Source organism: Phyllobacterium sp. NPDC097923, assembly GCF_044760925.1.
GTDB classification, from domain to species: domain Bacteria; phylum Pseudomonadota; class Alphaproteobacteria; order Rhizobiales; family Rhizobiaceae; genus Phyllobacterium; species Phyllobacterium calauticae.
In genome coordinates this window covers 96,264-110,299 of record NZ_JBIWBL010000008.1, presented here as the reverse complement: position 1 = coordinate 110,299, position 14,036 = coordinate 96,264, and the positions used below count along the sequence as shown (strand labels likewise).

The 14,036-nt window shown below is 50.7% G+C and carries 14 protein-coding genes; 6 read left to right on the top strand and 8 right to left on the bottom strand.

The window, feature by feature from the left end; genetic code table 11:
• Nucleotides 1-115: 115 nt before the first annotated feature.
• Nucleotides 116-1,948, bottom strand: a complete 1,833-nt coding sequence (locus ACIQWS_RS24225; RefSeq protein ID WP_223615581.1) for a potassium transporter Kup — start codon at nt 1,946-1,948, stop codon at nt 116-118.
• A 427-nt stretch (nt 1,949-2,375) separates the two neighbouring features.
• Between ACIQWS_RS24225 and ACIQWS_RS24220 the strand changes: the two genes are divergently transcribed.
• From ACIQWS_RS24220 to ACIQWS_RS24210, 3 genes are all read left to right on the top strand, one after another.
• Entirely contained in the window at nt 2,376-2,579 is a 204-nt protein-coding gene (locus ACIQWS_RS24220) for a hypothetical protein (protein WP_223615582.1), read from the top strand.
• A 207-nt stretch (nt 2,580-2,786) separates the two neighbouring features.
• Nucleotides 2,787-2,969 (top strand): hypothetical protein, encoded by a 183-nt coding sequence (locus tag ACIQWS_RS24215; protein ID WP_223615583.1) that lies wholly within the window; start codon nt 2,787-2,789, stop codon nt 2,967-2,969.
• A gap of 387 nt (nt 2,970-3,356) precedes the next feature.
• Entirely contained in the window at nt 3,357-3,551 is a 195-nt protein-coding gene (locus tag ACIQWS_RS24210; protein ID WP_223615584.1) for a hypothetical protein, read from the top strand.
• Nucleotides 3,552-3,617: 66 nt separating this feature from the next.
• Here ACIQWS_RS24210 and ACIQWS_RS24205 read toward each other — a convergent pair whose 3' ends face one another.
• On the bottom strand, nt 3,618-4,739 hold the full coding sequence (locus ACIQWS_RS24205) for an SEL1-like repeat protein (protein ID WP_223615585.1): 1,122 nt from the start codon (nt 4,737-4,739) through the stop codon (nt 3,618-3,620).
• A gap of 576 nt (nt 4,740-5,315) precedes the next feature.
• Here ACIQWS_RS24205 and ACIQWS_RS24200 point away from each other — a divergent pair.
• On the top strand, nt 5,316-6,011 hold the full coding sequence (locus tag ACIQWS_RS24200) for a hypothetical protein (RefSeq protein WP_223615586.1): 696 nt from the start codon (nt 5,316-5,318) through the stop codon (nt 6,009-6,011).
• A 234-nt stretch (nt 6,012-6,245) separates the two neighbouring features.
• On the opposite strand, the gene repC is transcribed toward ACIQWS_RS24200, so the two are convergent.
• The 3 genes from repC to repA form a co-directional block, all read right to left on the bottom strand.
• Nucleotides 6,246-7,460, bottom strand: a complete 1,215-nt coding sequence (gene repC / locus ACIQWS_RS24195) for a plasmid replication protein RepC (RefSeq protein ID WP_223615656.1) — start codon at nt 7,458-7,460, stop codon at nt 6,246-6,248.
• Between the two features lie 156 nt (nt 7,461-7,616).
• A complete protein-coding gene (gene repB / locus ACIQWS_RS24190; RefSeq protein ID WP_223615587.1) occupies nt 7,617-8,639 on the bottom strand; it encodes a plasmid partitioning protein RepB in 1,023 nt (340 codons plus the stop codon).
• Between the two features lie 77 nt (nt 8,640-8,716).
• A complete protein-coding gene (gene repA / locus ACIQWS_RS24185) occupies nt 8,717-9,928 on the bottom strand; it encodes a plasmid partitioning protein RepA (RefSeq protein WP_223615588.1) in 1,212 nt (403 codons plus the stop codon).
• Nucleotides 9,929-10,264: 336 nt separating this feature from the next.
• On the opposite strand from repA, the gene ACIQWS_RS24180 reads away from it, so the two are divergent.
• Nucleotides 10,265-10,555 (top strand): hypothetical protein, encoded by a 291-nt coding sequence (locus ACIQWS_RS24180; RefSeq protein ID WP_223615589.1) that lies wholly within the window; start codon nt 10,265-10,267, stop codon nt 10,553-10,555.
• Between the two features lie 118 nt (nt 10,556-10,673).
• Nucleotides 10,674-11,378: an FkbM family methyltransferase gene (locus ACIQWS_RS24175; protein ID WP_223615590.1), complete on the top strand. Its 705-nt coding sequence runs from the start codon at nt 10,674-10,676 to the stop codon at nt 11,376-11,378.
• A gap of 62 nt (nt 11,379-11,440) precedes the next feature.
• Here ACIQWS_RS24175 and ACIQWS_RS24170 read toward each other — a convergent pair whose 3' ends face one another.
• Genes ACIQWS_RS24170 through ACIQWS_RS24160 form a run of 3 tightly spaced genes read right to left on the bottom strand, consistent with a single transcriptional unit; the run spans nt 11,441 to nt 14,035 of the window.
• Entirely contained in the window at nt 11,441-12,133 is a 693-nt protein-coding gene (locus ACIQWS_RS24170) for a hypothetical protein (protein WP_223615591.1), read from the bottom strand.
• Nucleotides 12,130-13,455 (bottom strand): ATP-binding protein, encoded by a 1,326-nt coding sequence (locus tag ACIQWS_RS24165; RefSeq protein WP_223615592.1) that lies wholly within the window; start codon nt 13,453-13,455, stop codon nt 12,130-12,132. Before ACIQWS_RS24165 ends, ACIQWS_RS24170 begins: the two co-directional genes overlap by 4 nt.
• A gap of 37 nt (nt 13,456-13,492) precedes the next feature.
• Nucleotides 13,493-14,035, bottom strand: a complete 543-nt coding sequence (locus ACIQWS_RS24160) for a hypothetical protein (RefSeq protein ID WP_223615593.1) — start codon at nt 14,033-14,035, stop codon at nt 13,493-13,495.
• Nucleotide 14,036 lies beyond the last annotated feature (1 nt).

Here is a 14,036-nt window from a genome sequence, read left to right as displayed (position 1 = left end):
CCGCTAGCAACCAATCTCGTAAGCCACTGTTATTGCATAACGACTTGGACGCGATGGTTTGCCTCAAGTGAAGAAATCTGACTCTTTGCTTCTATAGGCGCAGCCAACATTGACATCAGATCGCCACTTGCCGCCCTATTTCCACAACCTTCTCACTCGGCAGTCTGAGGTAGTCACCGACATGCGGGATATTCCGTTCCATGGCCGAGAACAGCAGCACCTGCCATGCGGGCAGGCTCTTGCCGTCTTTGCGATGGATCACCGTGTCATGCCCGACATAATATGTCACGTCTTTCAGTTCAAATGACGCGACGAGCCGGTTGCAGGCGATGAGAAGTGCCGGAATATCCGGCTGTTCCATGAACCCATATCTTGCTTCCGCCCGCCAGAAGGACGGTGCGGCCTCCGTGAGGGTTAGCCGCTGAGCGTCTGCAGCACGCGGCACGGGAAGGACCTGGACTGTCAAGGCAAGGACTTGCTGATGGAGCGCCTTGTTGCGCCGCACATGCCATACGATGACCGGCGGCGTATCCCGCAATGTGCGCGTCAGAAATACCGCAGTTCCAGGCACGCGCGCTATGTTGCGCTGTTTGATATCCGCCAGGAACTCCGCGATCGGTAGCAGCGATTCATGCGCGCGTGCCGTTATCGCGACAGCGCCGCGATGCCAGATCCACATGACACCGTAAATAGCGGCCGCCAGCAGCAGGGGGACGTAGCCGCCATTGCCGACCTTGACCAGATTGGCAAGAAAGAAAGCGCCATCGACGATTAAAAAGCCTGCTGCGACCGTTGCTGCGGTTGCAATGCTCCAGCCCCAAAGCTCCCGCATCACGATGAAGAGAAGAGCCGAGGTCATCAGCATCGTCAGGGACACGGCAATACCATAAGCCGCTGCCAGGTTATCGGATTTGCCGAAGCCGAATGTCAGTGCCAGCGTGACAATCATCAGCAGCCAATTGACGGCCCCCACATAAATCTGCCCGTACTGTTCCGCCGATGTTTGCGTCACGCGAAACCGCGGCATCCACCCCAGCTGGATCGCCTGCCGTGTCATCGAAAACGCTCCCGTAATGATCGACTGGCTGGCAATGATCGTCGCCAGTGTCGCCAGAATAATGAGGGGAATGAGCAGTGCCTGCGGACAAAGGCGATAGAAGATGTTGCCGTCGATAGGCGCGCCTTCAAGCACCAGGGCCGCCTGACCGGCGTAATTGAGGATGAGGCTGGGAAAAACCACTGCACTCCAGGACACGCGGATGGGCCTGGGACCAAAATGGCCCATATCCGCATAAAGCGCCTCCGCTCCCGTTACACAGAGAAAGACACCTCCGAGCACCAGAAAGCCGGTGACGCCGCCATGGAACAGAAAGGAGAGCCCGTAGAGCGGATTGAGCGCAGCAAACACCGCCGGATGGCGTAAAATCCCGGAAATGCCCAAAACCGCCATGACAATGAACCACAACAGCATGACCGGCCCAAAGGCACTACCGATGCGTGCGGTCCCCAGAGGCTGAACAGCAAAGAGACAGAGCAGGATCACGAGCGCTGCCGGAAGAATGTAGGGTTGCAGGATGGGCGTGGCAATGTTCAACCCTTCGAGAGCCGAGAGGACAGAGATCGCAGGGGTTATAGCGCCGTCGCCATAAATCAGCGCAGCACCGAACAGGCCAACCGCCATGATGTAGGGGCGATGCTTGTTCTTGGTCCCCAGGAGGGACATCAGAGCCAGGATGCCTCCTTCGCCATCATTGTCCGCCCGCATGGCGAAAGACAGGTACTTGATGGATGTTATGAGAAACAAAGTCCATAGCACGAGTGAAAGCAGACCCAGCACCGTATGGGCATCGGGCGCGCTTCCGGTCAATGACAAGATCGTCTTGAAGGTGTAGAGCGGGCTCGTACCGATATCGCCGAATACAACGCCGAGCGCTGACAGACTTAACAAGTGAAGATTTGTGCGGGGTGTTGGCGCTGCTAGCTGGTTCACCGATAGCCCTGTCTATGGAAAGTGTCCGATCGCCGAATGGAAAATACACAGTTCCACAGACGATAGAATGACACGATGGGTTTAATCGTGGCACTCGTCAATTAAATGTCTACCACAAACGCCAATGGAAGATGGTGGTAGAGGCGCGGTTCTGACGAGATACGAAATTGAACGGCCGAACGCCGCAACAGCGAGGGCCATCATGGCAGCCCCGCCGATCACGAATGCGATGATACCAATCACCAAATATCTGTAAGGATGGTCATTTGTCATCTTTTGACCGTCAACGACCTCGTAGTTGAAACAAAAATTGATGGAACAATGCCCGTTTCAGGCGGTTGGGTGGTGCCCTTGATATGGTCAAGGGAAATCCAAGGAGGATAAAATGCCTAGCAATCATCCCGCAAATGAGCATCATCATACCGCAGCAGGCCACCATGCCGCTGCCGCGCATCATCACCACGAAGCTGTGCATGCCCATACTCATGGCAAACATGAAGAAGCCAAACATCATTCGACAACTGCCCATGAGCACGCTGAAAAGGCGCATAAATCAACAACGGAAGCCCACAAGCATTCCGCGAAATGACCCTGATAGCATCCTGAATTGAAGGAGTGCCTCCACATCAACTGATGTAGAGGCACTCGTTGTATTATAACATCGATATACCTTTGTTTACTATGGAATCTCAGGCTGATCATGCTGATGACCAAAATCAGCAGGACGGCCTGATCAGACGCTGTATTGCGGAATAAACAGCTCAGGCCGTTCAGGCCAATAGTCGGAAAGATCGAGATGACGGCTCAGCATGTGAAAGAAATCGACGCAGCGATCAGCGAACTTATTTCATCGCGCCGCCAAGAAATCCTGCAAATCGCCCAAAACGGCGCGAACCCCGGTCCTATCAAGAATTTGATGGAGATCCAAGGTGCCATTGACGTGTTGTTTCGGGCGCGTGAACAGGAAAGCGCGACTTAGGCGTAAAAGACCTCGGAACATCAAACGGGCACAGACATACGCCAGCCTCTCCAAACCTGAGAAAACGTATATAACCCGCATATTTTTAGAATGAGCTTAACGTCTAAGCTGTGAAGCATTTCATGGGCTTGGATTTGCAGAAATGAAAATTCAACAATAATTACAACCGCTTCTCTTATATCGTATATCTGTGCCCGTTTAATGTTCATGGGCCACGGAGCCGGCGAGCTAACGCACACGAGTCATTTCGGAGATTAGCGCTCACAATCAAGAGCGGCAAGCCAAACAAGCGGGCAGTCGGATGTAAGCCCTAGCCTCAAAAGTCGCTTGAAAATCAAACTCACCTATGGAAATTGTCTTTTTATCAAAAAAGCATGGGTAAGAGGCATGGCTACTCGCGAAGAAAAGATTCAGATGGTTCGCAATTTTGCCGTCAACAAAATCGGCGATCTCATTGAGAAAAACTATGACGACGATGGCGACATTATGAATTTTGTCGAAGAGCTGGATCGTTTGCTCACCGTATTTCATGCCGCCGAAGTGGCGATCTCAGAAACCATACCCAGCACGAACGCGCTCTAGATTCTATTGCTCTTCCCGGATGAATATATCCGGGGCCCTGGCTGCCTGGATACATGAGTGTTTACGTTACTTGATCAATCCCATGGATTTAATTTGCTCCAGCTTAGTGCTGGCCTTCGCATACCCCAACGCTGCAGCTTCTTTCCACCAATGCGCAGCTTGTTCATAATCTTGCTCTACCCCGCGTCCTGAAAAATACATAAGGCCGAGATTGTACTGGGATTCAGCGTCTTTTTGTTCGGCAGCAACTTTCCACCAATGCACGGCGCCGTGATCGTCCTGACCGCGGCCGGCACCGTTGAAGTACATTTTGGCAAGATTGCCCGCTGCTACTGTTACCCCTTGTTCAGCAGCTTTTTCATACCAATCGGCTGCTTTACCGAGATCACGAGGTAGACCCGTGCCCGTTTCGTAGATCGCTCCGATTGCTGATTGCGCCAGGGCATTTCCAGTATTTGCAGCAGACAAATACCATTTGACTGCTTCATTCAAATCTTGAGGAACACCTTGTCCGGTGTAATAGAGCCGAGCAAGATTGGTTTGCGCCATGGTGTCCCCACCTTGACTGGCCTTTTGATACCAATTTACAGCGATTGGCATGTCAGCTGGAACACCCTCGCCGACCTCATACGCATAACCCAAGCTCGCTTGCGCCAAGGCATTGCCTTGTTCTGCAGACTTTTTATACCACTCCAGTGCGAGAGGATAATTTTTGGTGACCCCTTCGCCCCTGAAGTAAGCCTTTGCCAGATTGGCCTGAGCTAAAGCGTTGCCCTGTTCTGCAGACTTTTGGTACAGGTCGGCTGCCACTTGTGCGTTTCGATGAACACCTTCCCCAGTGCTGTACAATTTGCCTAGATTATTCTGGGCAATGGCATCACCTTGCGCTGCAGCCTTCTGGTACCAGGATGCCGCTTGGGAAAAATCCTGCTGGATGCCCTGCCCATGCTCAAATGCTATGCCGAGCTTGGCCTGCGCTTCACTCTCACCTCGCTCAGCAAGTAATTTGAGATCGGCAATGGATTGCTGTGCCTGCTGGCTCTTCTCTAACGGAATAGGCGGCGCGTTTTCGGCCTTCCCTGGACTTACCGACGCAACAACGAATATGAGAGCCAAGTAAGAAAAATGAAGAACAGATGTAACCGGGTGCGAGTATTTACTCTTAACAATCTTATTCTTCAAACTCATCACTTCCCCACTTCATAGCGTATACATACAGCAACTATAGCTGACATTATTTTTCATGCCGTAGAATATTTTCCGGTGCACGCCCTAATGTCGACCCTTTTACCAATGCATTGCCGATGATATTTAGGTTTCGATATCAATCGTCATACACTCTTGGCACAAGTCAACAATGGTTTTTAGGTATCACCACGGCACCTACTCGGCTCTATCGGTCGGGTCAATTTGCCCCTCTCACCGACACATTGTACAAAGTCGGCAGCTATCAGAAAACGATCAGTTGAATATGCCGTCCTGCAATTCCAGTACGGTTGTGCGCTTGGGGCTGCTGTATCTGATTGCAAACAAATCTCTCAGATTAAGCTATTCGACTGAATGCTCACACGGTCAGCTTGTTTGTTGAAAATCTGGCAGCTTAAGGCGTAGTGAGTAGAAGCTTCCATTCCACATGAAACAAATTATATAATAAATACTGTACTTTACGAAATTCTATAAACTCGCCTATTGTGGCGTTCATTTTCTCACAGCACCATTAATTGAAATTGCTCCTTATGGTCGTACACCGGTCAGGTTGTCAGAATGCGAGAAGTATTTACTAGATCACATTTCCATACAGGTAGAGATGTCGAGCTATGCAAAGGGCAGCATTTTGGCCCCAAACGGGCTGCACTCGAGCGGGCCATTGATGTGACAGCAAGGCAGGCCTTGTCCAGTACAGTTTGCTATCCCCAATTCTTTGAAGCCTTATGCCAAGGGTGCCATCTCGCAGTAGGTACAGCAGATTCACACGCAAAGGCGATGAGATTCACATTGCTTGAAGCCCTACTCGATGTAGAGAATGCGAAAGAGAGGGAGGATAATGGCGACGAACATTGGTCACACGAGGCTGGGTCCCAGTCCGATCAAGCCTCCAGTCTCATTCGTAGGATGATGGAATTGCTGTTCGGCAGCAAAAAAATCAACATCTCAGCTGATGCTGGTATAACAAAATACATTAATAGGTCTGAGCGCCCTGGCTCAGAATGCTACATTCTCAATAATCTATCGTCAGCAGAAATCGTAAGGACGCGCACGTTTTGGATCGTGTACTATACAGATGCCTTACATCCCGCGCTCATTGACGGATTGAATAGACTTCCTGAACTTGCCGACATACATGACGCCGTTTTGATGGTTCCGCATGATGAAGCCCTACGGATCAGGGATGCATCAAATCCTGATCTGCTATTAATGCCGCTGTCTCCACGGACTTTACATGTGATTGAAAACCTCTAATCCCGTTCCTGCTTCTGTGGCATCGCAAGCGAGACCGGGGGCGAGGGATCACCCGCCCGTATGGATGCGTAGATCCGGGCCAGTGGGGGCTAATAATGCTGCACAAAAGAAGCGAAGCCAGTTCACGGGCGAATGATGTGAAGAAGCTCCAGGAAACCCAAGTGTATGCTTCCAAGGGGTTGGGGATGGGGCTTGCCCCCTCGCCCCTTGGCTGAAACAAGTTGACGCGGGGCATCAGTTGGCTATCTGCAGGTCTACAACACGAACGTTCCCTAAAGCCGCCATCAGCATTGGCCCGACGGAAAACTCCCCTGCCCTCGCCTTCATGGCTAAAACACGCAAGTAACCCCCGGCCGAGCTGATATGCTGCGATCGCTGCAGGATGCAGGCAAGAACGATGGCGGTGTTCTCATGGCCGATCGCATCAAGGGCTTCCTCATAGGCCGAAGGTGAAATACCCAGCATTCCCCTGACCTGTGCCGCGGTTCGCATCATATCGGACCAGGTCGAGATCCCGGCCGGCGCATAATCGGCTATTTCCGGACAGGCTTTCAGCACCAGTCCTAGCGGATAGGTCTTTCGGGCATCTTCTCTCACCGGCAATTTGAGTGCAGGTTTTGCCCCTTGGGCTTTTCTCAAGCCAGGTTCAAAGTCAGAATAGGAGTCGGGTTTTGAATTCTGTTGCTGCAGATCAATATGAGACTCATTGGCAGTCATATTTTCAGCATTAACGTGTTTTTCCAGAAGGATAGCCACTTCATCGTGCAAGACTGCCAAATCGCACAGAATTGGTTCCAGAGCACCGAGTGACGCTTTACGGGGAATGTTGTCTACGATTGTGCGAAAACGCGTCCAGATGCCCTGCCAGTCGGCCGGAACCTCTTCTGAAAGTCCTACCTCTATCAATTTGGCGATATCGCGCCTGTGGAGCGTCATGCGCTCGCGAACAAGCCTCAGCGCCCGCGCCGCTGCCCGAACACTCTCTGCGGCCTCCCGAAGCTCTTCTGAGCGTACAAGCAATGGTGCGAGGGAAAATCCGAACGCATCGGTAATCTCCCCTCCCCGATCCTTGTGTGAGTACCGTTTGCCGTTAGGACTGTCTTTGCGGGTAATCAGCCCGCACTCGATAAGTGCAGCCAGGTGACGGCGAAGCGTCGCATTGGCCATGCCGTGTGCCCGGAGAGATAATTGCGTATTGGACGGGAAAACAATGAGCCCGCTTCCTTCAGCGAGCTCATTGTCCGGCAGGAAGGATAGCAGCGCGTTGAGTACCGCAAGTGAACGGTCCCCTACTCCGACGATATCCTTGCCTTCACACAGCCAACGATAGACCTGCCATTTATCCGCGGACTTTCCCGCCGGCAGCTCTTTGGCCTGTGTTTGCGATTTCAGTTGGACAAGCGACATCGCTCGCCGCCCAAAGGGCGTCGTGATTGCATTTCCTTGCATGTTCATTCGCCTTTCAGTTAGGCAAAAGAAGTCCACCCGCCATGCTGACGCTCAAAACTATTGACAGTGATTCGAGGAAATGCGATTCTATCTTTGCTTAAGAGATGAGAAGGGCTTCCACGACGGCAACGTTTGGGGGCCTTTTTCTTTTGCGTTTTATCTCCTGACCAGTTCTGTTTTCGATGCCAGATATGCTTCGAACAATTGATCAAGGTTATCGGTTAGATAGGTTCCAAACCCTTGATCAACATCTGACTTCATTGATAGTTTGAAGTTTTTGCCCTTTTGATGCACGACCGCTTGCACAGATCTATCGGGTGCGAACCATTGTCGAGCTGGCGAGGGAACAGTAGATGGCTGTTCGCCCTCCTTAGCGGCATCCGCAATTTCAAGATTGAGTAGCATGTTGAATCGATCATCGGACGAAGCTGCCGTGAACCGTTCTGAGGCCGCTATAACCTGAGCTCGTTCTCGATATCCGGGATCACGGCAGCTAACTGAAAGCTCGTACCATCTTTCACGGCCGATATTTTTTGCGGCACCAATGGCTTGAAGTATCGTCTCTGGCACCTGGGATGCGACCGACATCATCTTTGATAGAACGGTCTTATTGGTTGCCAGTGCTGAGAGGATGGTCGGATTGTCAAATCCAAGCCCTACCAAGCGAGATGCAAACATGGTGCGTTCAATGAACGACAAATCCTCGCGCGCCGTGTTTTCCTGACCCTGCGCAATGACATGTTCTCTATCAGAAAGCGCCTTGACGACGGCTCTTACCTTTACCCCTAACTCTTTGGCGGCCCTAGTGCGTCGATGTCCAAAGACTATCTGAAACCTGCCGGCCTCCGTCGGGTGCGGCCGTACTAAGATGGGGGAGTCTTGCCCTCTTTCCCGAATTGCTTGTACGAGTTCTTCAAACCGATCATCCGCGATACGATCCGTGATGAACGATCCTTCAAGTTCATTCGGATCAAGTTCGATAACAGTGTCGCCAATCAATAACTGCTTTTCAATTTCTTCTGCAGCTTCGACTTTGTTCGCCATTTCATCGGCGGCTCGGCTCATCATACCGAAAGCGCCTCGTCCAGATCGAGGGCTTTGAACATGCGGTTCTTCCGAGTTTACAGCTGTAAACTCATCTTCCTCAAGCAAGCCAGCCATCAAGCCTTTGCGTGCCATTGACTATGATCCTTCTGTAAGCAGCTGGGCAAGGTTTACAGCCGTAAACTCGTTGATTTGCATGTTTGATTGCCACATCATGCTCGCCCCCATGCCTGATGAATCAACGACGTGATCTCGCCATTCACTGAATTCAAGGATTCCATAGCTCGATCGTATGTGGACCTCGTGAGCTGGTTTCGCTCGACTTCGTACAGTGTCTGTTTCGTAATGCCGGCATCTGATATTGCCGTGCTTTTCAGCATTTCAGCTTTCAAAACATAATCGCGAAACAATGAGCGCATGAAGTGAACCATCTGGGACTGCGGCGCATCACCTGGTTCATAGCGTGTCACCAGATACCGAAACCAGTCTAAATTCATGTTACCCCCGCCGCGCTTGATCGGATTGAGGATTTCGCCAAGCATCAGAAGAAATTGGCACATCGACATGACGTCCAGCATTTGCGGGTGCACAGTTATTAGAACAGATGTCGAAGAGGAGAGGGCGGTTAGCGTAAGGTATCCCAGTTGAGGAGGACAATCCAAGACAACCACATCATAGTCGTCAGCCACTTCACTAAGTGCAGAATCCAGCCTCGTGAAGAATACCTGACCCATAGCACGAGTGCCTTTCTCGGCCAGAATCAGGGGAGTATCGTATTCGAACTCCTGAAGCTCCAGTGCTGCGGGCACTATGTCGAGGCCCGGAAAGTTCGTGCGCTTAATAAGCTGAGACAACGGCTTCTTGTCGGCGTCATATCGCAAGGCTTCGTAGAGGCTGTCATCCTTGTCAATCTCTGGCTGAAAGCCGTGGAGGGCCGACAAGGATGCTTGTGGATCGAGATCAATAGCAAGCACACGGTGTCCCGTTAGTGCTAGGTGTTGAGCAAGATGGGCCGTTGTCGTCGTCTTTCCGCTACCGCCCTTGAAATTCACAACTGCAATGATTTGTAAGTGTTCGCTGCCACGGCGATGCGGTACGTATTTTTTGACATCGGCACGACCATGCTTGTCGAGGTAGTGCCGCATACTCAGCATTTGTTCGGCCGAATACGACCGACGACCCGTCGAGGTCAGTGCCGGCTCTGGACCCTTACCTTCCAAAGACAAGTTCTTCAGGTGGCCAGCACTAATTCCGAGATAGCCCGCGGCTTCCGCAAGTGAGAATGAACGAAGCGACTTCTGTGCATTTGGCGGAAAGCTTTCGAGACGATGCTTTTGCAAGCGCTTGGATAAATCACCGCCTTGTTTGAGTATCAGCTCATCAAAGTCAGATAGCGAGTTAACTATGGGAGATGCGATATTCATCGGCGTATTTTCCATTATGCGATTATTGATAGAAATTCGCTAAGAAATCGCATTTAGCTCCGATTCGTGAAATCCCGCAAGAAGTTTAAAGTTAACGAAAGGTTAACGCTGATTCTGTAAGGCTCCAAAACAACATAACTGCAGAGATTGTCTACCTGGCATCAATTGTGCCCGACGCCTAAGAAACTTGTCATTGTACGGGAAGGGCAGTGTGATGGTTGTATGGAGTCCGCGTCCTTGCCCAACAAGTCACACTTCTGCGGTTTGCGATATAATGCTATTCCGTCATCGAAGGCATAAGTGCGTTATGCTGCCGAAGAGCACGTGGGAGATTTGATGGCAGATTTGGACATTGATCCGGAGTTATCCAAATTGGCTAGATACCTGATACACCAGTCACTTCCGTTGGCTGTCACCACGTCCGGCTACAACCCCACTACTCAAGATCTTGATATGATGGAAGCTGCATTGACAACTCAATATGGTCCGGATTTGGCTAACGTGTCGATACGAGAAATTGATGCCTTCTTGCATCACCGTTTCATGAGGATGGGAGAAAATCCAAATCGCAGGGCCATCAGTAGACTAATGCGAATCTTGACTATCAAGATGGGAAGGCGGACGTGAAGTTAGAATCACGCATACGGCCTGTCAGGCGGGCATCGATGCGACTTTAGACGGCAATGTAGGCATGAAAGCACCGCCAAACTCTCAAAGAGTGGCTTGCTACTAAATGGAGTTATAGATGGCGTATCCCGTGGTACATGGCGTAACGATTCCCCTTAATAGTGACGAAGTGTCACCTACAATTTGGGCAGCACTCACCAAGGGTGATTACGAGGCCAATGAAGTGCAACTTGTTACGCAGGCTGTTCAACCTAATGACAGGGTACTGGAATTGGGAACCGGTCTGGGTGTCGTCACTTCGACAATTGCAGGTGTCGAGGGTTCGCTCATCTGGTCTTTTGATGCCAACCCAGCAACATCACAATTGGCAGCGCGAGTAGTTGAAGCGAACGGTCACAAAAACGTTCAGCTAACAACTGGGTTACTGACCGCCGGCAATCCAAAACGCTTCAAATTCTATATTAGAAGCGATCTCTGGATGTCATCGGTGTACGAAAATCAGGGGCCATACGAAACCACTATCGATCTGATTTCCGGTGACATTGATCAGTTCATTACCAAGCACTCGATTAACGTCGTTGTCATGGACATTGAAGGTGCTGAACACGACCTTCTTGTTCATGCAAACCTCCCAGGCATTGAGCGCATTTTCGTAGAACTTCACGACCACCTGTATGGATTGATTGGCGTGAGGGAAATCATGGCGGCACTTGCTGCCAAGGGCTTTGCCTACGACCCGCGCGCATCCAACGGCGCGTGCCTAGTTTTCACCCGCAGCGAAGTCGCCCGCGAATATCAGTTGGGGCAGGCCAATGCACGTTAACCTTATGACTGCATTGAATACATGCCTCCTGGGAATCGCAAATCCTACATTGATTGCGAATCCTAGCACGCCACCACGATAAAACTGAGACGTCGGTCGCATTCTTCTCTCAATCTCAACTTGAAACGAGGATTGCGGCCTAGCCACTCCTTGAAACCCACCTCAACAGCCGGATTGGGTTGAGCAGGATTAGTCGACCATTTTTCGATATGGACAATGGAGCCAATGGTAAGGCGAATGGTTAGATAGTTGAACAGTACACAAATGGCTTCGTAAGCGTCACACGATATTGAGGCGAACGCCACGGGACCGTAATTGTCTATTTGCTGATCGTTGTGACACCACGAGCTGTTGCGATGCTGAGGCAACATTGTTTCATTGTGTTTAGTAATTTGGTTCCAACAACTCTCGATCAATCGTGCTTCTTCTGAAAATGGCCAGTCTTCGAGGATAAGATCTCCAACCCTGAGAGGCGCAAATTGTAAAGCATCATGCTTGTTGCCAGTCACATTGCAGGCATAGGCCCACCGTTTACCGCGGTAAGTACCAAGGATGCGCGCATCCTTAAATCGGAGACCTACGTTTCCTCGTTCTACTCTGAGAAGAGCATCTGGAGATCGGACTGATGTTTCTATGCACTCAACCTGTTCATGGAGGGCGTGATTACGAACCTCGATGCGGTCAAGTCGACCTTTCAGCTCAGACAATATCTCTTCGATTCCTCGCTTTCTCTCGAACCTAATAACGTTGTTCATGTGTGTTTCCATCTTATTGCAGGAAGATGTGACAGCGGGCATCGCAGGGTGACTTTGGTTCCCTTGCCCTTGATTGATTGAATTGCAAGGGACCCCCCCATAGTCTGGATCAATCGCGCACATCCGGTTAGACCAAGTCCGCTGTGGCCACGAGATTCACCCTTGGTAGAGAAAAATGGCGTTGTCGCTTTTTTAATTTGATCCGACGTCATGCCGATTCCGTTGTCTTCAATCGAGATGATCAAGTCACGGCCAAATGACCACCGGTGCCCTATTTGAACATTGATGATGATCTCTGGGTTCACAACACCGTCAACGGCGTCCTTGGAATTACGCAAGAGTTCCTGGAGCATAAGATGGAATTGGCCTTGTGGGACGAGCAACTGGGTTGCTTTCGCATCGGCTCGCAGCATTGCCACGTTAGACCGAACCATTTCATCAAGAATTGTACTCAAAGCGACGATGGGCGTGTTGTCACGATCGAACTTTGGATAAGCGATACGCGCAAGCCAATCAGTGACAACTGATAAGTCATCTATGCGTTTTCGTGCCATGTCGAGCAAAGCAGGATCTGGTCTATCTTCTGGTGACAATGTCTCATGCATCCACATCGACAGACCGCTAATTCTTGTGAAGGTCATATGGGAAAACAACAGGGCAAACTGCCGAACCTGGTCATTATAGAGCGACTTACTGCGGTGAGTAACCAATGCCATTATGGTAACCATTATCACGATGGCGAAGGCGAACACGAAGGCAAGAAAAAAATTATCATACAAGGCCTTCTGCTCGAGATCCGCAGTTCGTTTCTGTGTGTTCCCCAGGTTGCCGGTGGTTGTTAGAACAATCCGCGGCCAAAGTTCTTCAAGTCCAGATACGATGCCGTCATAGTTTGGGTTAGGAAGTTCGAGCTGGGGCTTGATCTGCTTGTTTACCAACTCAAGTAGAGCGCTCATCTGATCGACATCGACTTGCGGCATAATTTTCTTGACGTAGGTCAGGCTTACGAGTGTCTTCGTATTGATGGCCAGAAAATTGGCGTCGAGTAGGATTTTCGAACGATATTCCTGGTCATTGGAACGAGCGGCCAATCTTGCCCATCCCATAATACTGACCATTTTCTCACGCGCCTGGCTCGATCGCCATTGAACCTCATTGACTTCGGCAACAATGTCATAGGCTCGACTGCGGTTCATATCTGTTCGAAGAAATGAAGAAACGCCAATCAGCACAGAAATGCCAAAGACAAGTCCGAGCAGATACACCCCATATGCTCGCAAAAAACGCATCAATTGATCTGCCCGCCATTTACTGCTGTGCACTCACTAACACCAAATATCTTCGATTGGCTGGTTTCGCTCATTCGTCTTCCCGAAGTTCGGACAGAAACCATATCCATCTGGAGTGATCATTGGGTTCGTAAGCCTTCGGCAGTTTGTCGAACGGCCACACAACAAAGAACGGGCCGTAATCATCCGCCTCGAGTGGTCGGTACCTGCCTTCAGTACACTTGCCCATTCGAGCCTCTGCTGCATCGCAGATAATTTGTGATGCAACGATGGGTTGGTATTTGAAGATCTCGCGTACATCGATTCTGGCGGCGAAATCATTGGGTGCAACGCCTGTGATAACTTTCACATCGGCTAGCCCATTCTTGGCGAGGATCTCAGGAAGGGAATAGCCGCGATATGTACGCTCAACGCCATTGGACCAGGGTGTCCGGGTGGTAATTTCCTGAGGCGTAAAGGACTTGGCGAGATCGGCTTCGCGGTAAATGGCACGAGGGTGCCCGGGATCTCCTTCAACCGCCAGGACGTTGGGATCCAGATTAACTGCGTAAGCAGCTGCTACTACACAAAAAGTCACCAATCCGGAAAGGATGGTGATTGGGCCTCGATGCATG